At 69.5% G+C, this 23,512-nt stretch carries 24 protein-coding genes; 10 read left to right on the top strand and 14 right to left on the bottom strand.

What is annotated here, in order from left to right:
* Window positions 1–73: 73 nt before the first annotated feature.
* The 3 genes from AC1HFW_RS06755 to AC1HFW_RS06745 all read right to left on the bottom strand — a co-directional run bounded on the left by AC1HFW_RS06755 (window position 74) and on the right by AC1HFW_RS06745 (window position 5,313).
* Window positions 74–2,701, bottom strand: a complete 2,628-nt coding sequence (locus tag AC1HFW_RS06755; protein ID WP_479282390.1) for an AAA family ATPase — start codon at window positions 2,699–2,701, stop codon at window positions 74–76.
* Window positions 2,698–3,825, bottom strand: a complete 1,128-nt coding sequence (locus AC1HFW_RS06750; protein WP_479286468.1) for a metallophosphoesterase family protein — start codon at window positions 3,823–3,825, stop codon at window positions 2,698–2,700. The genes AC1HFW_RS06755 and AC1HFW_RS06750 overlap by 4 nt, the downstream gene beginning before the upstream one ends.
* Before the next feature lie 186 nt (window positions 3,826–4,011).
* Window positions 4,012–5,313: a D-amino acid dehydrogenase gene (locus tag AC1HFW_RS06745; RefSeq protein WP_479282388.1), complete on the bottom strand. Its 1,302-nt coding sequence runs from the start codon at window positions 5,311–5,313 to the stop codon at window positions 4,012–4,014.
* 135 nt (window positions 5,314–5,448) lie between these two features.
* Between AC1HFW_RS06745 and AC1HFW_RS06740 the strand changes: the two genes are divergently transcribed.
* The 6 genes from AC1HFW_RS06740 to AC1HFW_RS06715 all read left to right on the top strand — a co-directional run bounded on the left by AC1HFW_RS06740 (window position 5,449) and on the right by AC1HFW_RS06715 (window position 9,950).
* On the top strand, window positions 5,449–5,916 hold the full coding sequence (locus tag AC1HFW_RS06740) for a winged helix-turn-helix transcriptional regulator (protein ID WP_006394672.1): 468 nt from the start codon (window positions 5,449–5,451) through the stop codon (window positions 5,914–5,916).
* Window positions 5,917–6,025: 109 nt separating this feature from the next.
* Window positions 6,026–6,718: a DUF502 domain-containing protein gene (locus AC1HFW_RS06735; protein ID WP_479282386.1), complete on the top strand. Its 693-nt coding sequence runs from the start codon at window positions 6,026–6,028 to the stop codon at window positions 6,716–6,718.
* Between the two features lie 34 nt (window positions 6,719–6,752).
* On the top strand, window positions 6,753–6,977 hold the full coding sequence (locus AC1HFW_RS06730; protein WP_006394670.1) for an RNA-binding S4 domain-containing protein: 225 nt from the start codon (window positions 6,753–6,755) through the stop codon (window positions 6,975–6,977).
* Window positions 6,974–7,549, top strand: a complete 576-nt coding sequence (locus tag AC1HFW_RS06725; RefSeq protein ID WP_116522786.1) for a restriction endonuclease — start codon at window positions 6,974–6,976, stop codon at window positions 7,547–7,549. The genes AC1HFW_RS06730 and AC1HFW_RS06725 overlap by 4 nt, the downstream gene beginning before the upstream one ends.
* An 87-nt stretch (window positions 7,550–7,636) precedes the next feature.
* Window positions 7,637–8,023 carry a DUF2784 domain-containing protein gene (locus AC1HFW_RS06720; protein WP_479282383.1) on the top strand — a complete coding sequence of 129 codons (387 nt, stop codon included), beginning with the start codon at window positions 7,637–7,639 and terminating at the stop codon, window positions 8,021–8,023.
* A 19-nt stretch (window positions 8,024–8,042) separates the two neighbouring features.
* Window positions 8,043–9,950, top strand: a complete 1,908-nt coding sequence (locus AC1HFW_RS06715) for a tetratricopeptide repeat protein (RefSeq protein ID WP_479282382.1) — start codon at window positions 8,043–8,045, stop codon at window positions 9,948–9,950.
* A 43-nt stretch (window positions 9,951–9,993) separates the two neighbouring features.
* Here AC1HFW_RS06715 and AC1HFW_RS06710 read toward each other — a convergent pair whose 3' ends face one another.
* Window positions 9,994–11,121 (bottom strand): acyl-CoA dehydrogenase family protein, encoded by a 1,128-nt coding sequence (locus AC1HFW_RS06710; protein ID WP_479282380.1) that lies wholly within the window; start codon window positions 11,119–11,121, stop codon window positions 9,994–9,996.
* Window positions 11,122–11,249: 128 nt separating this feature from the next.
* Window positions 11,250–11,696 carry an Rrf2 family transcriptional regulator gene (locus tag AC1HFW_RS06705; RefSeq protein WP_006394665.1) on the bottom strand — a complete coding sequence of 149 codons (447 nt, stop codon included), beginning with the start codon at window positions 11,694–11,696 and terminating at the stop codon, window positions 11,250–11,252.
* A gap of 93 nt (window positions 11,697–11,789) precedes the next feature.
* Between AC1HFW_RS06705 and AC1HFW_RS06700 the strand changes: the two genes are divergently transcribed.
* Window positions 11,790–12,749 (top strand): NAD(P)/FAD-dependent oxidoreductase, encoded by a 960-nt coding sequence (locus tag AC1HFW_RS06700; RefSeq protein ID WP_479282378.1) that lies wholly within the window; start codon window positions 11,790–11,792, stop codon window positions 12,747–12,749.
* 71 nt (window positions 12,750–12,820) lie between these two features.
* Here AC1HFW_RS06700 and AC1HFW_RS06695 read toward each other — a convergent pair whose 3' ends face one another.
* Entirely contained in the window at window positions 12,821–14,167 is a 1,347-nt protein-coding gene (locus AC1HFW_RS06695) for a hypothetical protein (protein ID WP_479282376.1), read from the bottom strand.
* Window positions 14,164–14,799 carry a DUF2971 domain-containing protein gene (locus AC1HFW_RS06690; protein WP_479282374.1) on the bottom strand — a complete coding sequence of 212 codons (636 nt, stop codon included), beginning with the start codon at window positions 14,797–14,799 and terminating at the stop codon, window positions 14,164–14,166. The genes AC1HFW_RS06695 and AC1HFW_RS06690 overlap by 4 nt, the downstream gene beginning before the upstream one ends.
* Window positions 14,800–14,888: 89 nt before the next feature.
* Between AC1HFW_RS06690 and AC1HFW_RS06685 the strand changes: the two genes are divergently transcribed.
* Window positions 14,889–15,356 carry a hypothetical protein gene (locus tag AC1HFW_RS06685; protein WP_006394661.1) on the top strand — a complete coding sequence of 156 codons (468 nt, stop codon included), beginning with the start codon at window positions 14,889–14,891 and terminating at the stop codon, window positions 15,354–15,356.
* A gap of 37 nt (window positions 15,357–15,393) precedes the next feature.
* Here the strand turns inward: AC1HFW_RS06685 and AC1HFW_RS06680 are convergent, their stop codons facing one another.
* Window positions 15,394–16,380 (bottom strand): alpha/beta hydrolase family protein, encoded by a 987-nt coding sequence (locus AC1HFW_RS06680; RefSeq protein ID WP_479282372.1) that lies wholly within the window; start codon window positions 16,378–16,380, stop codon window positions 15,394–15,396.
* Window positions 16,381–16,579: 199 nt separating this feature from the next.
* Here AC1HFW_RS06680 and AC1HFW_RS06675 point away from each other — a divergent pair, with 199 nt between their 5' ends.
* Window positions 16,580–17,734 carry a porin gene (locus AC1HFW_RS06675; protein WP_479282371.1) on the top strand — a complete coding sequence of 385 codons (1,155 nt, stop codon included), beginning with the start codon at window positions 16,580–16,582 and terminating at the stop codon, window positions 17,732–17,734.
* 180 nt (window positions 17,735–17,914) lie between these two features.
* On the opposite strand, the gene AC1HFW_RS06670 is transcribed toward AC1HFW_RS06675, so the two are convergent.
* Genes AC1HFW_RS06670 through AC1HFW_RS06660 form a run of 3 tightly spaced genes read right to left on the bottom strand, consistent with a single transcriptional unit; the run spans window position 17,915 to window position 20,116 of the window.
* Window positions 17,915–18,331 (bottom strand): VOC family protein, encoded by a 417-nt coding sequence (locus tag AC1HFW_RS06670; RefSeq protein ID WP_006394658.1) that lies wholly within the window; start codon window positions 18,329–18,331, stop codon window positions 17,915–17,917.
* 44 nt (window positions 18,332–18,375) lie between these two features.
* Window positions 18,376–18,876 carry a helix-turn-helix transcriptional regulator gene (locus tag AC1HFW_RS06665; protein ID WP_116522796.1) on the bottom strand — a complete coding sequence of 167 codons (501 nt, stop codon included), beginning with the start codon at window positions 18,874–18,876 and terminating at the stop codon, window positions 18,376–18,378.
* A gap of 1 nt (window position 18,877) precedes the next feature.
* Window positions 18,878–20,116 (bottom strand): hypothetical protein, encoded by a 1,239-nt coding sequence (locus tag AC1HFW_RS06660; RefSeq protein ID WP_479282368.1) that lies wholly within the window; start codon window positions 20,114–20,116, stop codon window positions 18,878–18,880.
* A 230-nt stretch (window positions 20,117–20,346) separates the two neighbouring features.
* On the opposite strand from AC1HFW_RS06660, the gene AC1HFW_RS06655 reads away from it, so the two are divergent.
* Complete coding sequence (locus AC1HFW_RS06655; RefSeq protein ID WP_116522798.1) at window positions 20,347–20,799, top strand: hypothetical protein; 453 nt, start codon at window positions 20,347–20,349, stop codon at window positions 20,797–20,799.
* 67 nt (window positions 20,800–20,866) lie between these two features.
* Here AC1HFW_RS06655 and AC1HFW_RS06650 read toward each other — a convergent pair whose 3' ends face one another.
* The 3 genes from AC1HFW_RS06650 to AC1HFW_RS06640 all read right to left on the bottom strand — a co-directional run bounded on the left by AC1HFW_RS06650 (window position 20,867) and on the right by AC1HFW_RS06640 (window position 23,481).
* A complete protein-coding gene (locus tag AC1HFW_RS06650) occupies window positions 20,867–21,229 on the bottom strand; it encodes a winged helix-turn-helix domain-containing protein (protein WP_006394650.1) in 363 nt (120 codons plus the stop codon).
* A gap of 31 nt (window positions 21,230–21,260) precedes the next feature.
* Window positions 21,261–21,566, bottom strand: coding sequence for a DUF4148 domain-containing protein (locus AC1HFW_RS06645; RefSeq protein ID WP_241069145.1), 306 nt, complete (start codon window positions 21,564–21,566; stop codon window positions 21,261–21,263).
* Between the two features lie 184 nt (window positions 21,567–21,750).
* A complete protein-coding gene (locus tag AC1HFW_RS06640) occupies window positions 21,751–23,481 on the bottom strand; it encodes an ABC transporter substrate-binding protein (protein WP_479282365.1) in 1,731 nt (576 codons plus the stop codon).
* Window positions 23,482–23,512 lie beyond the last annotated feature (31 nt).

The following is a 23,512-nucleotide window of genomic DNA, read 5'->3' as shown; positions in this document are numbered from 1 at the left end:
GCGCGCAGCCGGCGACGCGCTTGCCCGCACCGGTGCGCGCCTGCCGGCGCGGGCTGAGCTTGCCGACAAGGCATCAAGCGCCGATGCGGCGCTGCTCGACGCCCAGGTCGCGCCAGGCCTCGCCATGGCAGGTGAACATCAGGATCTGGTGGCGCGTGGCCGCGTCGAACAGTGCGCGCTTCATCAGGTCGCGGCGGCCGTCGTCGGTGTGCACCAGCGCATCATCGAGCAGCAGCAACGTCGGTCGGCCGGCCTCGCGCAGCAGGTCGGCGTAGGCAAAGCGCGCCAGGATGCCCAATTGCTCGCGCGTACCGAAGCTGAGCGCGTCCAGCGGGTCCTCGCCGCCCGCGCGTTGCAGGGCGGCGGGCAGCAGCGCCTCGTCCAGGCGCAACGCGGAATCGGGGAACAGCAGCGCCAGGTAGTGGCTCAGGCGGCGCGCCAGCGGCGCCTGCAGGCGCTGCGTGGCGGCGTCGCGCTTGCCGGCCAGCAAGGTGGACAGAAGCTCCAGCGCCTGGGCGCGACGCTGGAATTCGTCGCGGCGGCGTTGCAGGCGTTCGCAGGCGGCCTCGGCTTCCGACAGGCGCTCGCCCAGGCCTTGCGCGCCGGCCTGCTCCAGCTTGCCCAGCAACTGCTGGATCTCGCTGTGGCGCTTGTGCTGGGCGTCGCGCTCGATGGCGGCGGACTTCTCGTAGCGCTGCGCATCCTGTTCCAGCAATTCCGGACGCAGCGCCTCCAGCGCGGCCTGCGCCTGATGCAGGCGCTGTTCGAGCAGGTCGTGGCCGCTGCGGGCTTCGGCCAGCCGGCCGGCGCGAGCCTGGCGCTGCGCGGCGCGTTCGGGCGACTGCAGGTCGGCGCCACGCGTGGCGGCCTGGGTGTCGAGCAATTGGGCACGGGTGCTGTCGGCATCCAGCGCACGCTGAGCCGCCGCCAGGGCCTGTTCGGCTTGCGCCGCGCTGGCTTCCGCATCGCGCAGCGCCTGGCGCGCTGCGGGCGCATCGGCGTCGCCCGCCTCGGCCGCTGGCGGCAACAATGCCAACCGTTCGGCCAGTTGCGCGCGCCGCGCCTGCGCCTCGTTGCGCTGCCCGCGCAACGCCTCCACGCCCTTGGGCGCGTGGATCGCCAGCGTCTTGCGCATGGCTTCCAGTTCGCGCTGCAAGTCGATGCCGCGCGCGTGGCGTTCCTCGGCCTCGGCCACGTGCGCCACGCCCAGGCGCGACAGCAAGGCGGCGCTGGCCGCCTGCATCTCGGCCAGTTCGCGCTTGAGCGCCGGCAGGTCCTGGCCGCCCGGCTCGATGCGCAGGCGGCCCAGGCCGGGCAATTCCAGTTCGGCCGCGGCGGTCAGCAGCAACTCGCCGCTGCCGGCCAGCGCGGCGCCGTCGAGCCGGGCCTCGCGGCCCGCGTCCAATGCGTACGACAGGCGCGTGGCGATGGCCTGCTGGCGCAGCTGCAGGTCGCCCAATGCGCGTTCGCTCTTGCGCAAGGCCTGGATGTCGGCGTCGGCGATCTCGATGCGCACGGCCTCGGCCTTCAGGGTCGAGCCCTGCTCGATCAGGCGGGTGGCTTCTTCCAGCGCGCCGTCCAGGCGTTCGATGTCGCGCGCCAACTGGTCGATCTGGTGTTCGAGATCGCGGCGGTCGGCCACGGCCTGCACGGCCGCGACCCGCTGGCGCGCCGCGTCGGCGGCGGCGGCGTGCGTGTCGCGCAGCTTGCGGGCGCGGGCCAGCGGCTCCTGTGCCTGCTGCACCGCGGCGCGGGCGGCCTGCGCCTGCGCCACCAGGGCCTGCAATTCGGTTTCGTCCTGCTGGTCGCGGCGCACCTGTTCCTGCAGCACCGCGAGGGTCTGCGCCGCCTGGCGCTGCTCGCGTTGCAGTGCCTCGAACGCTTCGCGTTCCTTGGCCACGGCCGCAAGCCGGGCGCGCGCCTCGGCGGCGCGGGCCTCGAAGTCTTTCCAAGGCTGGCCGGCTTCGGCGCGCGCGTGTTCGGCGCGCAGCGCCGCCAGCCGGTCGACATCGGCGTCGAGCTGGGCCTTGGCCTGGGCGCATTGATCGCGCTCGGCCTGGGCGGCGGCGAGCGCGTCCTCGGCGTCCTTGTAGATGCCCTTGGGACGGCCGTTGCGCGCATCCAGCAAGGTGGCGCGCTCGGCGGCCACGCGCTCGTAGAGCCGGTCGCCGTCGCCGGAAGCCAGCTCGCCCGACAATTGCGTCAGGGCCTCGCGCAGATGCCCGCCGGCGTGGCCGGCGGCGGTTTGCAGGTTCTGGCCGTCGCCCTGCTGGATCCACAGCAGGCCCGGCACGCCGGCCAGGTCGGGCTTGCTCTGGCCGCGCGCGGCCAGTTCGAAGCCCAGCAGCGCGGCCAGCGCGTTCTCGGCTTCCTCGCCGTCGAGCCGCTGCGCGCCGTCGTCGATCAACAGCTCGCAGCGGGCGCGCGACAGGAAGTGTTTCTTCAGCAGGTAATCGTGGCCGGCATGGCTGAACGTCAATTCGACGCCAGGCCGGGCGCCGCTCTCGCCGCGCGGCGCCAGATCCGACACGGTGCGGGTGCTGTAGCGCTCCAGGAATGCGGCGCGGATGGCCGCGGCCACGGTGCTCTTGCCGGCTTCGTTGGGACCGACGAACAGGTTCAGGCCATCCTGCAGGCCATCCAGCACCAGGGGCTGGCGAAACTTGCGGAATTCTTCGAGGGCGATGCGCGTGAGCTTCATTGCGCGCCTCCCGCGGCCGCGCCTTCGCGCTGGAACCGCAGCAGCAGCCTCAGGGCCTCCCCGGCCACCGCCGCCTGGTCGGGGTCGGCCTGCATGGCCTGCAATTGCGTGGCCACTTCGCCGACGTAGCCGCTGGCGCCCAGTTGCGCCAGGTCGGCCTCGTCGGGTTCGAGCAGCAGGCCGGTGAAGTCCGGCAGCACCGCCCTCGCCTGCGCCGCCGCCTGATCCACCGCGCGTTGCAGCGCCTCCCAGGTGGGCACGTTGACGTGGCCCAGGAGTTCCAGCCGCAGCACGTCTTCGGCCCGCAGCGCCGCCAGGCGCTCGGCCAGCGCCTGGGCGTCGGTCGGCAGGCTCAAGGTTTCGGTCCAGGCCGACCAGCGGTACTTGCCGGTGGCCACGCGCTCGACCTGCGGCGTGGCGCCCGGCGCGGCGATGCGCACGTCCAGCGCGTAACCGGGTTCGTTGCCGCGAAAGCGGTCCTGCTCGGGCGTGCCGGCGTACCAGGTGCGTTCGTCGATCGACAGGCAACCGTGCCAGTCGCCCAGCGCCAGGTAGTCGAGCCGCGCGCGGGCGGCGCGATCGGGCGCGATGGGGTTGGTGGCGTCGATGGTGTCGGGCAGGCGGCCGGCCACGCTGCCATGGGCCAGGCCCACGCGGATGCGGCCGGGCTCGGAGTCCAGGGCGTCGAAGGCCTGGGTGACGTCGTCGTAGGTATGGCGCTGGGTCAGCGGCGCGGCCAGCACCGCGAGGTTCTGCGCCGCCAGGTCGACCACGCCGGTACGTAGCGGCACCTGCACGTTGGGCGGAATGCAGCCCAGTTGCGCCGCGCGGCTCCAGACGCTGTCGGCCAGCGCCGCGTCGTGGTTGCCAGCGATCATGACCCAGGGGCCGGCGTAGGCGGCCAGCGCGGCGAACAGGCGGCGGATGGTGCGGTCGGACACTGCCTGGGTGTCGAACACGTCGCCGGCCACCAGCACCGCGTCGACCTGGCGCTCGGCCGCCAGCGCGGCGATGCGCGCGACGACATCGAAGCGGGCCTCGGCCAGCAAGGCGGCGTCATCGGTTTCGAACTGGCCGTACTGACGGCCGATCTGCCAATCGGCGGTGTGCAGGAAATGGGTCATGCCGGGATTGTAGAGGCCGGCGCTCATCGATACGACCCTCGACATGCCGCAAGGTGTCGCAGGAATGTCCCAGGCACGCCCCCGGAGGAACAACGGCCCGGCCGGCATTGTGCGCCGGGCGGGCCGTCGAGACGCCGGCTTATGGCCGGCGCCGGGGGAAACAGGTGTGGGGAACGGGCCGGAGAATCAGGCGCCCTTGCCGTCCAGCACCAGCGGCCGTTCGGCCGGGGCGTGGCGGTCGTAGCGCGACAGCGCCAGGCCGTCGGTGCGGATCTGCGGCCGCTGGCCCAGGACCTGGTCGGCCACCAGCTTGCCGGAGCCGCAGGCCATGGTCCAACCCAGCGTGCCGTGGCCGGTGTTCAGGAACAGGTTGCCATAGCGGGTCGGGCCGACCACCGGCGTGCTGTCCGGCGTCATCGGGCGCAGGCCGGTCCAGAACTCGGCGCGGGCCACGTCGCCGCTGCCGGGGAACAGGTCGTTGACCACCAGCTCCAGCGTCTTGCGGCGCGCGTCCTTCAGGCGCAGGTCGAAGCCCGACAGTTCGGCCATGCCGCCGACGCGGATGCGGTCGTCGAAGCGGGTGACGGCGATCTTGTAGGTTTCGTCCAGGATGGTGGAAACCGGCGCGGCGGCCTCGTCCTTCATCGGGATGGTCAGCGAGTAGCCCTTGACCGGGTACACCGGCAGGTCCAGGCCGAGCGGCTCCAGGAAGCCGCGGGTGTAGCTGCCGAAGGCGGCGACATAGCGGTCGGCCGTCAGGACCTCGTTGCCGACGCGCACGCCGGTCACCTGGCCGCCGACGGTGTTCAGGCCGGTCACCGACTGGTTGTAGCGGAACTCCACGCCCAGCGCCGCGGCCATTTCGGCCAGGCGGGTGGTGAACAGGCGGCAATCGCCGGTCTCGTCGTTGGGCAGGCGCAGGCCGCCAGCAAGCTTGTGCAGCGAACGCGCCAGCGCCGGCTCGGCGGTCACGAGGCGGTTGCGGTCCAGCAGCTCGTAGGGCACGCCCACTTCTTCCAGCACCGCGATGTCGCGGCGCGCGGCTTCCATCTGGGCCTCGGTGCGGAACAGCTGCAGCGTGCCGCGGGCGCGCTCTTCATAATGGATGCCGGTGTCGGCGCGCAGCTCGCGCAGGCAGTCGCGGCTATATTCAGCCAGGCGCAGCATGCGTTCCTTGTTGACCGCGTAGCGCTCGGCCGAACAGTTGGCCAGCATCGCCGCCATCCATTTCAACTGGTACAGGCTGCCGTCCAGGCGGATCGCCAGCGGCGCGTGCTTCTTGAACAGCCACTTGATGGCTTTCAGCGGGATGCCGGGCGCGGCCCAGGGCGTGGAATAGCCCGGCGACACCTGGCCGGCGTTGGCGTAGCTGGTCTCCTGGGCGGCGCCGGGCTGGCGGTCCAGCACCGTCACTTTGGCGCCCTGGCGGGCCAGGTAGTAGGCGGTGGTGGTACCGATGACGCCGCTGCCGAGGACGATCACATGCATGATTCTTTCCGAAGTTTGGATTTGGTCAGGAATTTCGGTAGTCTATGAGCCTCATCACAGTGAAAATCACTGAAGATTTTCATTCGGCAGTGGTTTTTCCCGGCCAACCGTCCTTTTTAGACCGCCAGAAGTGAAATGCGCGACCTCGATCGTATCGACCTGAAAATCCTGGATATCCTGCAGCGGGAAGGCCGTATTTCCGTCACGGAACTGGCCGAGCGCGTCAGCCTGTCGGCCACGCCCTGCTCCGACCGGGTCAAGCGCATGGAACGCGAGGGCGTGATCTCCGGTTACCATGCGCGCGTCAATCCGGCGGCGCTCGGCAAGAACCTGCTGGTGTTCCTGGAAATCAAGCTCTCGGCCAAGTCGGGCGACGTGTTCGACAAGGTCAAGAAAGAGCTGCTGTACGTGCCCGAGGTGATGGAATGCCACCTGGTGTCGGGCGATTTCGACTACCTGGTCAAGGCCCGCCTGACCGAGATGAATGAATACCGCCGTCTTCTTGGCGAAATCCTCAAGCGCCTGCCCGCGTCGGCCGAATCGCGCAGCTACGTGGTGATGGAGGAAATCAAGGAGACCCTGTACCTGCCCGTTGACCGGTAGCGATTCGCGGCACTTGTTACCGGACCCCGCGCCGCCTGCTGCTATGCTGGCGGCCCTTCCGGTCCGCGCGCCACGCCGGACCCGACCCTGATTTCCTGGCTTTACGACTATGACCCGTCTCTACAAGTACTTCTTCCGTGGCCTGATCACCGTCCTGCCGCTGGCGTTGACGATCTACCTGCTCTATATCTTCCTGGCCTGGACCGAGGCGGTGGCGCTGACCTTCCTGCGTCCCTTCATCGGCGGCTTCTATTTTCCCGGCCTGGGCCTGCTGCTGGGCATCCTGGGCATCCTGGCGATCGGCTACCTGGTGTCCAAGGAACGCGTCAAGCGCGTGATGGCGCTGCTGGAGATGCCGTTCACCAACCTGCCGGTGGTCAAGAGCATCTATTCGTCGCTCAAGAGCTTCGCCGACTACTTCTCGCCCAGCTCCAAGGCCACCGCCCAACAGGTCGTGATCCTTCGCATCCCGGGCCAGCAGCTGGAGCTGGTCGGCCTGGTGACGCGCAGCAACCTGGAAGGCCTGCCGGAAGGCTTCACGCAGGGCGACCGGGTCGCCGTCTACCTGCCGATGGGCTATATGATCGGGGGCTATACCGTGTTCGTGCCGCAGGAATGGGTGCAGCCGATCCAGATGTCGGTCGAGGAAGCCATGCGCTCATCGCTGATCGCCTGGATGGCGCGCGCCGAGTCCGGCAACGGCCGCCCGGTGATGCCGATCGACGTACCGCCCGCGCCTCCCGCCCCGCCGGCCCCGCCCGCCCCGCCCGCCGGCGGCAACGTCCCCGGCGGCCAGGCCTGAACCGCCCGATCCCTATTGCATACCCGTTCGCGCCATGCCCATCATCGAATTCACGCTTGCCGAAGGCAGCCCCTTTATTGAAGTCAACCAGTTGCTCAAGGCCACCGGCGTCTGCGACAGCGGCGGCGCCGGCAAGATGCTGGTGGCCGAAGGCCACGTGAGCGTGGGCGGCGTGGTCGAAAGCCGCAAGACCGCCAAGATCCGTCCCGGCCAGATCGTCACCTGTGGCGACGTGCGTATCGTGGTGCGCGCGTCATGAAGTTCAAGATGTCGCAGAACTCCATCTTCGCGGTGCTGCTGCGCTCGCCGTGGTGGATGAGCGCCGGCGTGGCGCTGCTGCTGTCGGTGGGCGGGTTCGCCGCGCTGCCGCTGGAGTACGCGGCCATGGGCGTGTTCGCCGCGGTGCCGTTCGCGGTGATCGCCATCATGGCGGCCTACAAGCAGTTGCGCGCGCCGTCGGGCGCCCGCGTCGACGCCGTGGCGCAGGCTGCCGCGGCCATGTCGTGGCAGCAATTCGCCGCCACGGTCGAAGCCGGTTTTCGCCGTGATGGCTGCGAGGTCGAACGGCTGCAAGGCCCCGGCGCCGATTTCGCCCTGACCAAGGACGGCCACGTCGCCATGGTCAGCGCCAAGCGCTGGAAGGCCGCGCGGGTCGGCGTCGAGCCGCTGCGTGAACTGCAGGCGGCGCGCGAAAAGCGCGGCGCGCGCGAAGCCATCTACATCGCGCTGGGCGAGGTGTCCGACAACGCGCTGCAGTACGCCCGCGCCGAGGGCGTGTCACTGATGACGGCGCCGGAACTGGCCAAGCTGCTGCGCGACCTGAAACCCTGACCGCCGGCGCCCGATACCCGGCACCGCACCATCCCGCCCCGGGCGCGGCGCCCCAGCCGCGCCTTCCGCACCCGGAGAACTTGCCGCATGATCTACCGCCTGCTGGCCGACGCCGTCCTGATCGTGCATGGCCTGTTCGTCGCCTTCGTGGTGTTCGGCGGCCTGCTGGCGCTGTGGCGCTGGCGCCTGGCCTACCTGCACCTGCCGGCGCTGGCCTGGGGCGCGATGGTCATCGGCATGGGCTGGATCTGCCCGCTCACCCCGCTGGAAGTCTCGCTGCGCCAGCAGGCCGGGCAGCAGGGCTACGCTGGCGGCTTCATCGAGCACTACGTGCTGGCGGTAATCTACCCGGACGGCCTGACACGCGACGTCCAGATCACGCTGGCGCTGCTGCTGATTGTCGGCAACCTCGTCATCTACACCCTCTGGGCGCGCCGCCGCCTGGCCCGCCGCGCCCGCGCGCTCGGCGCCTGAACCCTGGACACGACATCCCATGAGCTTCCTGAAGAAACTCCTCGGCAAGCAAACCACTCCCGCCGATGACGGCGACTCGCCCTCGCCCGACGCCGCACCGCCGGTTTCCGAGCCGATTGCCGAGCCGGACAGCGAGGCCGACATGATCCGCGCCCACGACGCCTACGGCCGCGAGATCTTCGTGCCGCGCGACCAATGGCGCGAAAACGTGCTGGCCGGCGCCATCGAGCGCCACTGGGACGACGCCGATTCCCTGTCCGGCCTCATCATCCAGTCGCTCGGCGACGGCTTCATCGATGAAATGGTCAGGCCCGTGGACCGCCTGGTCGAACTGCAGCCCGGCGCCGAGCGCGGCGTGGTGCTGCAGGCCATCGTCTACATGAAGACCGGCCGCCTGGACGAGGCCGAGCGCGCGCTGCGCGGCTTCATCGGCCAGCATGGCGAGACCGGCGTGGTGCTGACCAACCTGGCCAAGATCCAGGACGAGCGCGGCGACGAGCCCGCTGCCGTGGAAACGCTGTGGCGCGCGCTGGAACTGGACCCCAACCAGGAAAACGGCCTGGGCTGGTATGAAGCCATCCACCGCGAACACGGCGGCGATGCGGCCGGCGTGGCCGCCATGCGCAAGGTCGCCGCGCTGCCCGGCAGCTGGCGCGCGCAACTGTGGCTGGCGCACGGCGAACTGGGTTCGCACAACCTGTCGGGCGCGCTCGCGATGTACCAGGAAGCGCTGGCGCGCGCCGGCACGCCCGCGCCCGCCGACCTGCTGGCGCAGATGAGCGGCGACCTGGGCAACGCCGGCGCGATCGAGCCGATCGTCGAACTGGCCGGGCCGCGCTTCGATGCGGCAAGCCACGGCATCCAGGTCGGCAACAACCTGATCCGCGCCTACGTCGAACTGGGCCGGCCCGACGAGGCCCGCGCCCTCCTCGATCAGCTCTACGCGCAGCAGCGCCCCGACTGGAAGGACAACCTGGCCTATTGGGACACCGAACTGGCGCGCGCCGCCCTGGGCGACGGCGCGGCCGAGCCAGCGCAGATGCGGCTGGCCATGCTGCTGGGCCGCGGCCCGGTCTGGCTGACGCCCGATTCGCCCGCGGCGGCGCTGTTCACGCCGGTGACGCCCGATCGCCCGCTGGTGTCGCTCCTGGGCGGCTCGGCCGAGATCGGCGCCGCGCCCGAGCGCGCCGAGCGGCAACTGGCCGACGCCACCGGCCGCCTGAGCCGCGCCCTGCCGCTGTACTTCAACGAACAGCTGGCGCTGCGCTGCGGCCTGCGCACGCAGACGCTGGTGCCGTGGCTGACCGAACCGCATCCCGGCTTCCTGCTGAGCGGCGCGGCCTGGGACGACACCGATGCCATCGGCTATGCGCAGCAGTGCGAGGCGCAAAGCGATTACGTGGTGATCTCGCACCTGGTCACCATCGCCGAGCCGTGGCGCGCCGAGGTGCGCGTGGTGCGCACCGAGGACGCCGAGTGCGTCGGCGCCCTGTCGGCCGAATTCCCGATGGCCGACCCGACCGCCCCGCTGCAGCGCCTGACCGAGGAACTGGTGGCGCTGGTGGGCCGCGCCACCGCGCAGCCGCCGCTGGCGACGCCGGCCAACTACACGGTGCCGGACGGCGCGGCCTTCCCGTATTACCTGCTGCGCCTGGAACAGCTGCTGGCGGTGCGCTGCAACGGCGCCAACCCGGAGCAGCCGGGCCAGCTCAATGGCGAACGCGAGATCCTCGACGGCAACCTGCGCCAGTGCCTGGACTTCCCGCACAGCATCAACGCGCGCCTGCTGCTGGCGCAGACCGTGCGCGCCATGAAGAAGCTGCGGCCCGACGTGGCGGGCGAGTTCGAGGAAAAGATCGCGCGGCTGCAACGCGAGCAGCCGCTGGCGGGACCGGCGCAAGCCGCGGTGCAGGCGTTGCTGGACTGAGGACTCGCCGACGCCCGCGTGGGCGGCCGCTGCCGGCGCCGGCTTACAAGGCGCGCGCGATCACCAGCCGCTGGATGTCGCTGGTGCCTTCGTAGATCTGGCACACGCGCACGTCGCGGTAGATACGCTCCACCGGGAAGTTGGCCAGGTAGCCGTAGCCGCCCAGCGTCTGGATCGCGGCCGAGCAGACCTTCTCGGCCATCTCGGAGGCGAACAGCTTGGCCATCGAGGCCTCGGTCAGCGCCGGCCTGCCGGCCTCGCGCAATGCCGCCGCGTGCAGCACCATCTGCCGCGCCGCGTGGATCTGGGTGGCCATGTCGGCCAGCCGGAACGACACCGCCTGGTGCTCCATGATGGGCTTGCCGAAGGCCTGGCGGTCGCGCGCATAGTCGCGCGCGCATTCGAACGCGGCGCGCGCCATGCCGACCGCCTGCGAGGCGATGCCGATGCGGCCGCCCTCCAGGTTCGACAGCGCGATCTTGTAGCCCTCGCCCTCTTCGCCCAGCCGCCACGCGGCGGGAATGCGCATGTCCTCGAAGGCGATCTGGCAGGTGTCCGACAGGTGCTGGCCGAGCTTGTCCTCGACCCGCACCACCTCGTAGCCCGGGGTGTCGGTCGGCACGATGAAGGCCGAGATGCCGCGCTTGCCGGCCTGCGGATCGGTCACCGCGAACACGATCACCAGCTGCCCGGTGCGGCCCGAGGTGATGAATTGCTTGGCGCCGTTGAGCACGTAGTGGTCGCCGTCGCGCACCGCGCGGGTGCGCAGGCTGCTGGCGTCGGAACCGGCCTGCGGTTCAGTCAGGGCGAAGCCGCCGATGTGCGCGCCGCTGGCCAGCGGCCGCAGGAACTGGTCCTTCTGCGCGTCGGTGCCGTACTTCAGGATGGGCATGCAGGCGACCGAGTTGTGCACGCTCATGATGGTCGAGCAGGCGCCGTTGCCGGCCGCGATTTCTTCGAGCGCCACGGCGTACGACAGGTAGCCGCTGGCGTTGCCGTCCCATTCCTCCGGCACCAGCATGCCGAAGAAGCCAAGGTCGGCCATCTCGCGGATGGCGTCGGCCGGATAGTGGTGTTCGCGGTCCCAGCGCTCGGAATTCGGCGCCAGGCGTTCCTGCGCGAAACGGCGCGCCATGTCCTGGACGCTGAGCTGTTCTTCGGTCAATAGCATGTTCGATGTCTCCTGGTCGGGCAGTGCCGGACTGGCGCGGGTAGACGCCGCCCGTGTTCTCTTGCGCGGGCCGGCCGCCCGGGATGCGGGCGCGGCACGATTGCGAGAATACACCGGAGCAGCGCCCGCTAGCGCTCCGTGCAGTGCGGATGCAGCTTGAGCCGTCGATGGAAGTCCTGCGCCAGCTGGTCCATGCGGATCGTGGCGAAGCGCTCCAGCAGCAGCCGGCGCGACTCGGCCATCGCGCCCTCGAGTCCGGCGTTGACGGCCTGCTCCACCAGGCACTTCGGTTCGCTCTGGTCCAGCCCCAAGGCGAAGATCGGCGGCTCGCCCAGCGCCTGGTAGACATCCAGCAGGGTCAGCTCGGACAACGGGCGCGTCAGCACCCAGCCGCCGCCGTGGCCTTTTTCCGATTGCACGTAGCCGCGCTCGCGCAGGCCGGACATCATGCGCCGCACCACCACGGGATTGGTGTTGAGCATCTTGCCGATGGTCTCGGAGGTCAGCGGCGCATCCTGCTCCGCCATGTGCAGCAGCACGTGCAGCATGCGGGACAGGCGGTTATCGCTGCGCATGGAAAGACTCCTGGTTCATGGTTTGAAACATTATAAGTTGCATGAACGGACAGGATCGCCGTATCATGCAACTTTTAAAGTATCGAGAAATCCATGAAGCCCGAAAAACTGCTCTCCAGCTATGACGCCGTCATCATCGGCGGCAGCTTCGCCGGCCTCTCGGCCGCCATGCAACTGGCCCGCGCCCGCCGCCGCATCGCGCTGGTGGATGCCGGCCAGCCGCGCAACCGTTTCTCCGCGCATTCCCACGGCTTCCTGGGCCAGGACGGCAAGACGCCGGCCGAGATCGTCGCTGTCGGGCGCGCCCAGCTGGCCGCCTACCGCACCGTGGATTTCATCGACGGCACCGCCGCCAGCGCCAGCGGCGAATCGGGGCGCTTCAGCGTCGTCATGGAGGACGGCCGCGAACTGCGCGCCGCCCGCCTGATCCTGGCCATCGGCGTGCGCGACGAGCTGCCCGCCCTGCCCGGCCTGGGCGAACGCTGGGGCCAGACGGTGCTGCATTGCCCGTACTGCCACGGCTATGAGGTGGCCGACCAGCCGCTGGGCGTGCTGGCCGCCCACCCCATGTCGTCGCATCAGGCCGCGCTGCTGCCCGATTGGGGCCCCACCACCTATTTCACCCAGGGCGAGTTCGAGCCGGATGCCGAACAGACCGCGCTGCTGACGGCCCGCGGCGTGCGCATCGAGCGCACCCCGGTGGCGCAATTGCTGGGCCCGGCGCCGCGCATCGACGCGGTGCAACTGGCCGACGGCCGCCGCCTGCTGGTCAATGCGCTGTTCGTCGCCAGCCGCGTGCACATGAGCAGCCCGCTGGCGATGCAGCTGGGCTGCGCCTTCGATGAGGGGCCGCTGGGACCGTACCTGCGCGTCGATGATTTCAAGCAGACCACGGTGCCCGGCGTCTACGCGGCGGGCGACGCCAGCACGGCGATGGGCAATGCCACCCTGGCCAGCGCCGCGGGCGTCATGGCCGGCGTCGGCGTGCACCAGTCGCTGGTGCACGATGATCCCGCCAAATGCCGGCGGGCGCAGGACGGCAGGCCCGTCTAGCTAGGCGAGCGCGTGGACCGCGCCGCGACGGCGGATGCCTGCCGCGCGGCGTCCAGGCGCATTGCCGCCGTTCAGGTGCATTGCCACAGATGCGCGCTGACGCGGCAATGCCCGCACCAGAAGCTGTAGTTGCAGCCGCCGCTGCCCCACATCCAGTCGCCGCCGTCCGCCTGCGGCAGGTCGGAATCCAGCTGCATCGCGAACGACATGCGCCGCTCGCAATCCGGGCAGGCGGGGTATTCGGCGGACTGCACCCAGCTGGGCGGCCCGCCGACGCGGCTCAGGTTCTGGCGGCCGTTGGACTCGCCCCAGTCCTGCCAGGCCCAGCGCGCCGGCGCCTGGAACAAGGCCACGTCGGCCTCGCGCAGCGGTTCGGCGGGAAACTCCGGCGTCACCGGCTCGGCCTGGCGCTGCGACGGATGCGCTTGCGGCACGCCGTCGCCGTCGTGGCGGAAGAAGAGGATCGGGCCATCCTGTTCCCACCCCTGGCAGGACAGGCAGGTGGCCAGCGTCAGCGGCGTTGGGCAATCGATGCCGGCCAGCGCGGGCCGAGGCAGCGTCAAGAGGCGATGCAGCGGCCCGTGGCACAGGCCGCAGGTGGCCGCGAGCGTGCCGCCCATGTGGCCCTGCGCGACGGCAGGCGCGGCCTCGGCCCCCGGGAAACCCCAGGTGGGATGCAGGCGCTGGATCTCGCGCCGCCATTCGGGTTGCGAGGCGGCCATCTGCTTGCGCTGCGCCGCGTCGAAGCGGATGTGCAGGGGCCGCTCGCCGTGCAGCGCGCGCGCCTGGCCGCCTTCGTCGGCATAGCCCACTTCCATCAGCCAATAGATGGCGTCGGGATCCACGCCTCCCGCGAAGGCCTGGCGCCAGACGCGCAGCACCGTCTCCGGCTGGCGCGAGTGCAGCACGGCGCGGGCGCGCAATGAATCGGGCGAATCATCGTCTTCGATCCGCGGTGGCAATTGCGCCAGCCACGCCTGCGCCGTTTCGGCATCGAGCGCGCGCCAGGCGTGGTCGGTATTGAAGCGCGGCCCGCCCGCGCCGGCCTGCGCGGCCGCCAGCAACGCCGGCCAGGCGCCGGCGAACAGCGCGGGCCATTGCACCGCCGCCGAATCCAGCACCTCGGCCAGCGCCTTGGCGGTCTCGCCGTCCCGCGCGCGCTGCCACGCCCGCCGCAGGGTTTCGGCGTAGGTGGCGTCGTCCATCAGGTCGAGCGCGGCGTCGATGAAGGTGGCGTGCTCCAGCCCGCGATCCAGGAACAGCGTGACCAGTTCTCCCAACGCCGCCGGATCGTCGCGGCGCAATCGCAGCACCTGGCCCATCGGGTCATTGTTCTTCCAGCCCAGCCGCGCGTAGGCGTCGACGATCTGCGCGGGCGACAGCGCGCCTGGCGCGCCCGTATCGCGGGCTTGCGTCATGCCGGCTCCTTGCGGCCGGCGCTGGCGAATTTCTTCCAGTCTTCGTTGTCCACCAGGGTCGAGCGGAACACGCGCAGCTTCTCGCAGCCCTTGATCGACTTCAGCACCTTCTTGACCTGGTCGCAGACCGTGGCCGGCAGCCACGGGCTGAGCGTGACGCGCTTGATGGTCGCCGGCGCCACCGGGATGCGCAGCACCGGCGTGTCACGCGTCTTGCGGCAGACGAACAGGCGGAACTCCTTTTCATCGCGGAAGGCGTGGCGCTTGAGGAACGGCAGGTCGGCCTCGGCCGGCGGCTGCTCGCGCAGCGACTTGATGGTGCGGTACTGCACCGTCTCGGCCCGCAGATCGGGCACGCCGCGCACCTGCTCCACCAGCTTTTCCTTGTCGAACTCGATGCAGACCCCGCCGCTGCCGTTCGAGAACACGCGCCAGTGGTGATAGGTCTCGGAGGCCTCGGCCATGCACAGCGCGTAGATGCCGAGCAGACGCTTGGCGCGCGCGTATTCCTCGATGTAGAACGAGTCGTTGCGGTCGTCCCACGCTTTCGGATTGAGCAGGGCCAGCTCGCCCGTCTGCAGGTAGTCGATCAGGTAGGGAAGCTCGGTGTATCTGCGCAACGAGGTGGCCAAGGCGGTGCTCCGGTGTGTACCCAGACGCCAGTCTACCCGCATCGCCGCCGCCACGACGTTACACTGGCCCGTTACCCAAAGGAGGCTCCATGCAGCAGAAGAATGGTGAAGCAAGACAGGCTCCACGGCGCCACGCGCCCACCAGCAAGCGGTTCTGGTATGTCGTGCTGGCAGGCACGCTGGTCACCCTCAGCTATGACCTCCTGCCGCTGCTGCGCGGCCAGCTCTCGCCGCTGGTGAAGCTGATCCTGCCCGGGCTGCTGCTGGCAGGGCTGTACCGTGGCAGCGAATGGGCGCGCTGGCTGCTGATGGTATTGCTGCTGGGATTCGGCGTGCTGATCATGTACAAGACAACCTCGCTGATGCCCTACTCCATCGGCATCTGGCTGCACCCCTTTGTGTGCAGTGCCTTCATGGTGGCCACGGGGTTGTACCTGGCGCTGGCCAAGAAGGACTTCGCGCATTACTGCAATTACGTCGCGCTGCGCGACGGACCGAAGGCGGCGGCCAGGAGACGGGCCGCGGCACAGGCCGGCCGCCAGGACTCGGCGCGCTAGCCGATAGCGGCCTTCACGACGGCCTTCACGACCGCCGTCATTGAAGGCCGGCTTGCCCGGCGCGGGTCAGCAGCGCGGTCTTGAAGAACGCGACCACCGCCGCGTTGAACTCACGGTGCCACGCCGCCCGGTCGAAACCCGCCGCATCGCGGCAGATCGCCGGCGCGGTCTCGGCCTGCGCGGCGGAGCACGGCGCCAGGAAAGCGAAATGGCCGGCGCCGGCGACCCGATGGAATTCGGGCGCCGGCAATCCCTGGCGCACCGCATCGACGCTGGCCGGCGTGACACCGTCACCGCCCTGTTCCGAGGCCCATAGCTGCACCGGGATCGACACCGCCTTGAGCGCATCGGCGCTGAAGGCGTTGAGCGGATCGGCGATGACCAGGGCCTTGATGCGCGCGTCCTTCACGTAGGGTTGCGCCGGCACATTGCCGTCGCGGATGTCGCGGCACATCGGCAGCGCCGGTTCGTCGGCGCAGATGCCCAGGCCCTGCTTGAAATCAGGCGTCGCGCCCGCCAGCACCAGCCCCGTATAGCCGCCGCGCGAGAATCCGAAGAAACCCACCGCGCCGTCCAGCCGCGCCCGTTGCGGCCACGCGCCGGTCAGGTAGTCGATCAGCCGCCGGATCTCGCGCGGCCGCGTCGAGAAGATCGACAGATAGCCCTGCCGCGAGCGGTCCACCGCGTTGTCGCCGACGTGGTTGATCGCCGCCACCACGAAGCCCGCGTCCGCCAGCGCCGCGGCGGTGTCGTGATGCCCCAGATACGAACCGGCCGATCCGTGCGACATGACGATGAGCGGCCGGGATCCGTCGGGCATCGGGCAGTCCGGCGTCGCCGCCAGGGTGACGCGGCCGATGGCGACGTCCTGCGCGGGCGCGGCGCACGGATACCAGATGCCGCCCTGCAACGCCGGGCCGTTCATGTCCATGGGCAGATTGAGCCGCTGGAAACCGGCCGCGTGCGCGGCGCCGGTGGCGATCAATGACAGGGCGAAGCAGGCGCGCAGGAAAGGCTTGAACATGGAATCGAAGGACGGTGATGCGGGCGGAGCCCTGGCAGGAAAAGATGACGGTATCGCGACGGCAACGCGATCGATATTGTCATTTTAATGTTCGCGAACTGTCGATCGCGGCCGCGCAGACTGCGAGTCGCCCTGCAACCGAAGGCCCGTCCTTCGACCGCACGGCGCCATTCGAGTTTTCCAGCCTACGGAGTCATCCATGAAAAAACAATTCGCCGCCGCGGCCGCCATGGCGCTGTCCGGCGCGGCGTCCGCGCAAACCTCGGTCACGCTCTACGGCCTGATCGACACGGGCATCGGCTACGCCAACGTCGACGGCAGCTACACCGACCCGGCCACCGGCCGCCGCAGCAGCATCGACAACAGCCGCATCGGCACGACCACCGGCACCACGGCCGGCTCGCGCTGGGGCCTGCGCGGCAAGGAAGACCTGGGCGACGGCCTGTACGCCGTGTTCCAGCTGGAGTCGGGTTTCGACAGCCGCAACGGCAGTTCGCCGCAGAGCGGGCGCCTGTTCGGCCGCGAAGCCACCGTCGGCCTCGGCAGCGCCGACTGGGGCGAGGTGCGGCTGGGCCGCCAGTACAACGTCGCCACGCGCTATTTCGGCGGCATGCTCGGGCCAACTTTCGGCGGCGGCTTCAACCAGCTGAACACCGGCGGCGGCCTGGGCTTCAGCTCGGCCTACTTCCCGCGCTACGACAACCTGGTGGTGTACGAGACGCCGTCGATGGGCGGTTTCAAGGCCGCGGTCGGCTACGCCTTCAACATCGACGACCAGAAGACGGCCCAGTCCGGCTTCGCCACCACCGACAACACCCGCGCCATCACCGCCGGCCTGCGCTACGACAACGGCCCGCTGATGGGCTTTGCCACCTACGACCAGCTCAACGCCTCCAACAAGCTGAGCGCGGGCCAGGTCGACGCCACGCCGCGTTCGTACATCGTGGGCGGTTCGTATGACTTCGAGGTCGTCAAGGTGGCGCTGGCGTACAACCGTCTCACCGACGGCTGGTTCGCCGGCAAGAGCCTGCCCGGCGGCGGCAGCATCGGCGCCTTCACGGGCACGCCGTCCTACGCGTTCTCGAAGGGCTTCCGGTCCAACTCCTACATGCTGGCGCTGGCGGCGCCGGTCGGCAAATCGGGCGGCGCCTTCGCGTCGTGGCAACGGGCGGACGCCAACAGCAAGCAGCTCACCGGCGGGGATGCGGCCAGCAACACGTACAGCCTGGGCTACAACTACAACCTGTCCAAGCGCACGGATCTGTACGCGGTGGCGTCCTATACGACGAATTGGGCCTTCCTGGACAACGCCAAGGCGACCGAGGTGAACATGGGGATCCGCCACCGCTTCTGACCGCCAGCGGCGCGATCCCCTTTGCGCAAGATCCCGTTGATGACGCCCGCCTCCGCGAAGGGATGGGTGGTATGTCGCCGCGCGCTGCCGGGCTTGCCCGAAGGCGCGCGTTTTTTTCCCGCCTCGATACGGGCTCGCCACGGCCAGCAGCCCTCGGGCAGCCGCCAGCAGGAGGCAACTTCAGGCGGCCGCGTCAGGCCCCTGGATCATCTTCCAGCCATTGCCGGCCGGATCCCGGAACCCCGCATCGATGCTGCCATAGCGCTCGACCGGCTCCTGCGTGAATTCCACGCCCAGCGCCTGCAAGCGGGCGTAGCTGGCGCGGCAGTCGGCCACCGCCAGCACCAGCGGCGGCATCGCGCCCTTGGCGACCATGGCATGCAAGGTCCGCGCGGTGGCTTCGTCATGAACCGGCGGCCCGGGCCGGAACAGGCCCAGCTGGAACGACGGCTGCTCCGGGTGCTGGACGGTCAGCCAGCGGTATGGGCCATTGCCCACGTCGGTATGGACGCGAAAGCCGAGCTTGTCGACGTAGAACCGCAGCGCCTCGTCCTGGTCGTCCACATAGACGCCGACGACATTGATGCCTGCACTCATGACCACTCCTTGGATACGTTGTTTGGCGACCCAACGCGGGTCGATCAGCGCACTCTATCCTTGCCCTGGCGCCGGCGCTTCTCCAAAACTGCGATGTTCAGGTCAGGCCGCGACGCGGCCTTGACCACGCAGGCGGGCACCTGCCCCAGCCCGTCCATGCCGGCCCGCGCCGCCTCGCGCATGGCGCCGGGGCTGCGGCCCGTGATGTCGTGGAAGATGCGGCCGAAGGTGCCCAGGCTTTCCCAGCCGGTCGCGTAGGCGATCTCGGTAATGGCCAGGTCCGTGTCGCGCAGCAGCGCGACGGCCTGCTCGATGCGCCGCGTCAGCAGGTAACGGTGCGGCGGCAGGCCGAAGGCGCGCTTGAACGACCGCGCGAAATAGGCCGCGGACACGCCGCTGACCTCGGCCAGGCGCGCCACCGGCCAGGCTTCGTGCGAGGCCGCGTCCATGCGGTCCTTGGCGCGCAGCAGGCGACGCAGCAACGCCGGATCCAGCAGCGGTTCCTCGACGGCCCCTGGCGGGCGGGAGGCGCGCGTCGCCGCCATCCTAGACCTCCTCGATTACCGCCGTGGGCGCGAACGGCGTGCCCAGGCCCAGCGCGCGATAGATGCGCTCGAGGATGCGCTGGCGCCGCGTCGGCCGGCCCATGCGCCAACGCGCGTCCAGGAACAGCAGCGGCAGCGCCACGCACAGCCATGCCACCAGCAAAAACGCGAACACCACGGCCGCCAGTTCCGGCGCCTGCTCGCGACTCGATGGCGAATCGGAGGTCGCCAGCACCGCCACGACCACCAACCAGCTGAACACCAGCAGGATGGCCAGCAGCCGCAGCAGCGGCACCCGCTGCCCCAGGCCCACGCCCACCGGCGCGATATCGGTGAACGCGCCGCGGAAGTAGTGATGGCAGACGTAGACGCGATCATCTTCCAGATTGCGCAGGCCGTAGACCAGCTGGTCCGGGCCTGCGCCCGCGAGCTGGCCGGCGTAGGCAGCCAGTTCCACCCGGTCGCCTTCGGCCAGGAACGGCATGGCATCGCCAAAGTTCTCGGCCACGTACATGACGCAGCGGCGCGCGCCGACCTGGAAACGGTAGATGCCATAACTGGGCGTCGTGCGGGTCGAAGGCCTGGCCTCGTGCGTCAGCGAGGCCAGGGCGCCGCGCACCACCAGTATCTCGGGCGCGGCGTCGCTGACGAGCGTCTCGCCCTCGTCCTGCGTCGGGCCGGCGGGCGCTTCGGCCGGCGGCGCGACCGCGATCGGGGTCTTCAGGAGCTCCCGGTAGCGCGCTTCGCTGCGCAGGATCGCCGAACGGTGCAAGCGGTTGTGCCACAGGCCGTGCAACGAGAACCCGGCCAGCAGCAAGGCGACCAGCGTGACCGTCAGCGCCACCACCAGGGCCAGCACTTGCGCGAAGGACGACAGGTCCAGCAGGCAGGCCCCGCCCGCCGCCGCCACGGCGACGGCCAGGCCGATGCCGATGCTGCGCCACGCGCGGCGCCGCTGATCGACGTAGTAGCGCGGCGCGATTCCGCCGCTGGCCGCGCTCAGCCAGGAAAAGTGGCGCAACCCGTGCGCGCCGTCTTCGATCACGCCGACGCGCACCGGCGCGGCTTGCAACGCCAACCCCCGCAACATGCGGATATCGGCCGGGTCTTCGAAGGCGCCATTGACCGGCACTCCGCCCACCCGCAGGTACACCTGGCCGCGCACCAGCGGCACCGCGACGCGGAGCTTATCGATGCGGCCTTCGACCGTGGCAGCGATGGTGTTCTTGCGTTTGGGCATGCGGGGCGGCGGGCCGCCCTATGCGGCCGTGACGGGAAAGCGCCCAGCATAACGCAGGCCCCGTGGCCGCTGGCCAGGGCTGGCGCTTTCATGGATTTTTTGCATCAACCCGGCAGTTAATTGCACTTCACAGGGTCGTCGGCGCGGCGGGAAAATGACCTGGCGCCATCGCGTGCCGCCCGGCGGTCGCCGCCTTTGCGGCGCGCCGCGCAATAACAAGGAGCCCGATCATGAACATCGCCCTGGAACACCTGGCGCGGCAGCTGGACCTGGATGCGCCGCATCACGAAACGCTGCGCCTGGCCTTCGGCCTGGCCTGTACGCGGCGCGTCGAGCATCTGCTCGAAGCGTCCCAGGCAGTGGATTGCCTGGCCATCCTGGGCCGCTATCTCGACGGCGCCTGCGACCGCGAACAGCTCGCGCAGGCCGCCGCCATCGCCTCGCGGCTGGCCAATCATCACCCGGGATCGACATCCATCGACGGCTGCGGCCATGCCGCGGTGTCCGCGACCTACGCCGTCGCCAGCGCGCTGGCCGGCAAGGCGCTGCGCGCGGCCGAATACGCCGCCTACGCCGCGGTCTACGGCCAGGGCGGCCATGGCGCGATCTCGGACCCGGCATCGTTCGACATCGAGCATGCCTGGCAGGTGGCGTGCCTGGAACGCTGCGCACTGCCGGCCTGATAACCCGGCGCGACGGCGCGGCCCACGGCCGCCCGCCGGCCATGGATCCCGAGACTGCCTGGCCGCCTCACAGCGGCCCCGCGGCCAGCATGAAGCTGCCGCCGCGGATCACGTGCAGCAAGCGCGGCCGGCTGCCGCCATCGACCTTCCTGCGCAGCCGGCGCATGGCGATCGCCACCGCCTGGCACTTGACGTGCCCCGCGCCCAGGCCCGGCGCCTTGGCCTGCCAGACCGATTCGGCCAATTGCCAACTGGAGAACACCGCGCCCGGGCTGCCCATCAGCATGGCGAGCAGCCCGAACTCCTTCGGCGTCAACAGCAGCGGCTCTCCATCCCGGTAGGCGCGGCAGCGCAACAGGTCCAGCTCCAGGTCCGCGAAGTGCAGCCTGTCGCCGGACTCGGGAATGCATGTCAACAGGACGTGGCCCATGACCGCGGATGCCCCGATGCCGCGGGCGCGGCTATCGGCGGCTCTCGTTCTGGCGCTGCACTTCGGCCTGGTAGTCCGGACCCGAACGCAGGCGCACATATTCCGAGAACGCCGCTTTGTACTCGGGGCTGTAGATGTCCGGCGTGGCCTCGCCGCGCCAGAACCGGTCCACGCCCGCGCGCTTCCACAGCGCCAGGTCGGCCAGCACCTCGGCGCGCGTCAGCGACGCGCCGTAGGGGCTGGTCAGCGCCGTGGCCGGCGCCTGCTGGGCCAGCGCCGTGCCCGAAACGCCCGCCGCCAGGGCCAGGATCAGTGCGGTTTTACGAAGAATCTGCATGCTTCACTCCTATGAATCGTGGGGGGTACTGCTCGGGATTCATTCTAGGAACGTGATGCGGACAGAAAGCGGATAGGCGGATTACGTTTTCGACAGGTAGCGCACGGCAACCCGCGCCGGACGCGCAAGAAAAAGCGCCACGGAAACCGTGGCGCTTCGAGGCCGCGAAGCAATCGCGCAGTGCTTACCGCACCTTCCCTTCCTTCCAGGCCTCCAGCAGCTTCTCATACGCCACCGTCTCGCCCTTGGGCTTTTCATTGGCCAGCTTCTTCCACGGCGCGTGCTGATCCGACAGCCACTTGTTCGGATCGCCCTTGGCGTTCAGCTTGGGCGCGCATTGCGCCATGCCGGCCCGTTCAAGGCGCGCCATCACCTGGTCCATTTCGTTGGCCAGGTTGTCCATCGCGGCCTGCGGCGTCTTTTCGCCGGTGACGGCAGTGGCGACGTTCTTCCACCACAGCTGCGCCAGCTTGGGGTAGTCCGGCACGTTGTTGCCGGTCGGCGTCCAGGCCACGCGCGCGGGGCTGCGGTAGAACTCGATCAGGCCGCCGTAGTTGGCCGCGTTCTTGCTGAAGTAGTCGCTGTGGATGTCGCTGTCGCGGATGAAGGTCAGGCCGGTGATCGACTTCTTCAGCGACACCGACTTGGCCGTGACGAACTGGGCGTACAGCCAGGCGGCCGCCATCTTGTCGGGGTTGGTGGACTTGAAGAAAGTCCACGAACCGACGTCCTGGTAGCCGTTCTGCATGCCGTCCTTCCAGTACGGGCCGTACGGCGACGGCGCCATGCGCCACTTGGGCGTGCCGTCCTCGTTGACCACCGGCAGGCCCTTCTTGGTCATGTCGGCGGTGAAGGCCGTGTACCAGAAGATCTGCTGGGCGATCTGGCCCTGCGCGGGCACCGGGCCGGATTCCGAGAAGGTCATGCCCATGGCCTGCTGGGGCGCGTACTTCTTCATCCAGTCGACGTACTTGGTCAGGGCGTAGACCGCGGCCGGGCTGTTGGTGGCGCCGCCGCGCGCCACCGAGGCGCCCACCGGCGTGCACTTGTCGTCGGCCACGCGGATGCCCCACTCGTCCACCGGCATGCCGTTGGGCAGGCCCTTGTCGGCGGCGCCGGCCATCGACAGCCACGCGTCGGTAAAGCGCCAGCCCAGCGACGGGTCCTTCTTGCCGTAGTCCATGTGGCCATAGACCTTCTTGCCGTCGATCTCCTTGACGTCGTTGGAGAAGAACTCGGCGATGTCCTCGTAGGCGGACCAGTTGGTCGGCACGCCGAGGTCGTAGCCGTACTTGGCCTTGAACTTGTCCTTCAGGTCCTGGCGCGCGAACCAGTCGGCGCGGAACCAGTAGACGTTGGCGAACTGCTGGTCGGGCAACTGGTAGAGCTTGCCGTCCGGCGCGGTGGTGAACTTGGTGCCGATGAAGTCCTTCAGGTCCAGGCCGGGATTGGTCCACTCCTTGCCGGCGCCGGCCATGTAGTCCGACAGCGGCAGGATGGCGCCGTAGCGGTAGTGGGTGCCGATGAGGTCGGAGTCGGAGATCCAGCCGTCGTAGATCGACTTGCCCGACTGCATCGAGGTCTGCAGCTTCTCGACCACGTCGCCTTCCTGGATCAGGTCGTGGTTGACCTTGATGCCGGTGATCTCGGTGAAGGCCTTGGCCAGCACCTTGGACTCGTACTCGTGGGTGGTGATGGTCTCCGACACCACGTTGATTTCATTGACGCCCTTGGCCTTGAGCTTGGCCGCGGCCTCGATGAACCACTTCATCTCGGCCATCTGCTGGTCTTTGGACAGGGTCGACGGCTGGAATTCCGAATCGACCCACTTCTTTGCTTCCGGCTCGCCGGCCCAGGCTCCTGACGTCCCGATCAGGGCGATGGCGGCCGCCATGGCGTGCATGCGCAATTTCATGACCTGTCTCCTCGATAAGTCTTCCCCTGTG

This window comes from Achromobacter sp. ISS7 (assembly GCF_056523125.1).
This window is presented reverse-complemented; position numbering and strand designations above follow the sequence as displayed.

Bases quoted from the DNA above. Each gene is read 5' to 3' on its own strand.
- AC1HFW_RS06655 (WP_116522798.1), top strand. From the start codon at position 20,347: ATGAACATCGCCCTGGAACACCTGGCGCGGCAGCTGGACCTGGATGCG.
- AC1HFW_RS06695 (WP_479282376.1), bottom strand. From the start codon at position 14,167: ATGACGCAAGCCCGCGATACGGGCGCGCCAGGCGCGCTGTCGCCCGCG.
- AC1HFW_RS06745 (WP_479282388.1), bottom strand. From the start codon at position 5,313: ATGCATGTGATCGTCCTCGGCAGCGGCGTCATCGGTACCACCACCGCC.
- AC1HFW_RS06715 (WP_479282382.1), top strand. From the start codon at position 8,043: ATGAGCTTCCTGAAGAAACTCCTCGGCAAGCAAACCACTCCCGCCGAT.
- AC1HFW_RS06700 (WP_479282378.1), top strand. From the start codon at position 11,790: ATGAAGCCCGAAAAACTGCTCTCCAGCTATGACGCCGTCATCATCGGC.
- AC1HFW_RS06685 (WP_006394661.1), top strand. From the start codon at position 14,889: ATGCAGCAGAAGAATGGTGAAGCAAGACAGGCTCCACGGCGCCACGCG.
- AC1HFW_RS06680 (WP_479282372.1), bottom strand. From the start codon at position 16,380: ATGTTCAAGCCTTTCCTGCGCGCCTGCTTCGCCCTGTCATTGATCGCC.
- AC1HFW_RS06730 (WP_006394670.1), top strand. From the start codon at position 6,753: ATGCCCATCATCGAATTCACGCTTGCCGAAGGCAGCCCCTTTATTGAA.
- AC1HFW_RS06660 (WP_479282368.1), bottom strand. From the start codon at position 20,116: ATGCCCAAACGCAAGAACACCATCGCTGCCACGGTCGAAGGCCGCATC.
- AC1HFW_RS06665 (WP_116522796.1), bottom strand. From the start codon at position 18,876: ATGGCGGCGACGCGCGCCTCCCGCCCGCCAGGGGCCGTCGAGGAACCG.
- AC1HFW_RS06740 (WP_006394672.1), top strand. From the start codon at position 5,449: ATGCGCGACCTCGATCGTATCGACCTGAAAATCCTGGATATCCTGCAG.
- AC1HFW_RS06675 (WP_479282371.1), top strand. From the start codon at position 16,580: ATGAAAAAACAATTCGCCGCCGCGGCCGCCATGGCGCTGTCCGGCGCG.
- AC1HFW_RS06645 (WP_241069145.1), bottom strand. From the start codon at position 21,566: ATGCAGATTCTTCGTAAAACCGCACTGATCCTGGCCCTGGCGGCGGGC.
- AC1HFW_RS06735 (WP_479282386.1), top strand. From the start codon at position 6,026: ATGACCCGTCTCTACAAGTACTTCTTCCGTGGCCTGATCACCGTCCTG.
- AC1HFW_RS06755 (WP_479282390.1), bottom strand. From the start codon at position 2,701: ATGAAGCTCACGCGCATCGCCCTCGAAGAATTCCGCAAGTTTCGCCAG.
- AC1HFW_RS06720 (WP_479282383.1), top strand. From the start codon at position 7,637: ATGATCTACCGCCTGCTGGCCGACGCCGTCCTGATCGTGCATGGCCTG.
- AC1HFW_RS06710 (WP_479282380.1), bottom strand. From the start codon at position 11,121: ATGCTATTGACCGAAGAACAGCTCAGCGTCCAGGACATGGCGCGCCGT.
- AC1HFW_RS06650 (WP_006394650.1), bottom strand. From the start codon at position 21,229: ATGGGCCACGTCCTGTTGACATGCATTCCCGAGTCCGGCGACAGGCTG.
- AC1HFW_RS06670 (WP_006394658.1), bottom strand. From the start codon at position 18,331: ATGAGTGCAGGCATCAATGTCGTCGGCGTCTATGTGGACGACCAGGAC.
- AC1HFW_RS06750 (WP_479286468.1), bottom strand. From the start codon at position 3,825: ATGACCCATTTCCTGCACACCGCCGATTGGCAGATCGGCCGTCAGTAC.
- AC1HFW_RS06640 (WP_479282365.1), bottom strand. From the start codon at position 23,481: ATGAAATTGCGCATGCACGCCATGGCGGCCGCCATCGCCCTGATCGGG.
- AC1HFW_RS06705 (WP_006394665.1), bottom strand. From the start codon at position 11,696: ATGCGCAGCGATAACCGCCTGTCCCGCATGCTGCACGTGCTGCTGCAC.
- AC1HFW_RS06725 (WP_116522786.1), top strand. From the start codon at position 6,974: ATGAAGTTCAAGATGTCGCAGAACTCCATCTTCGCGGTGCTGCTGCGC.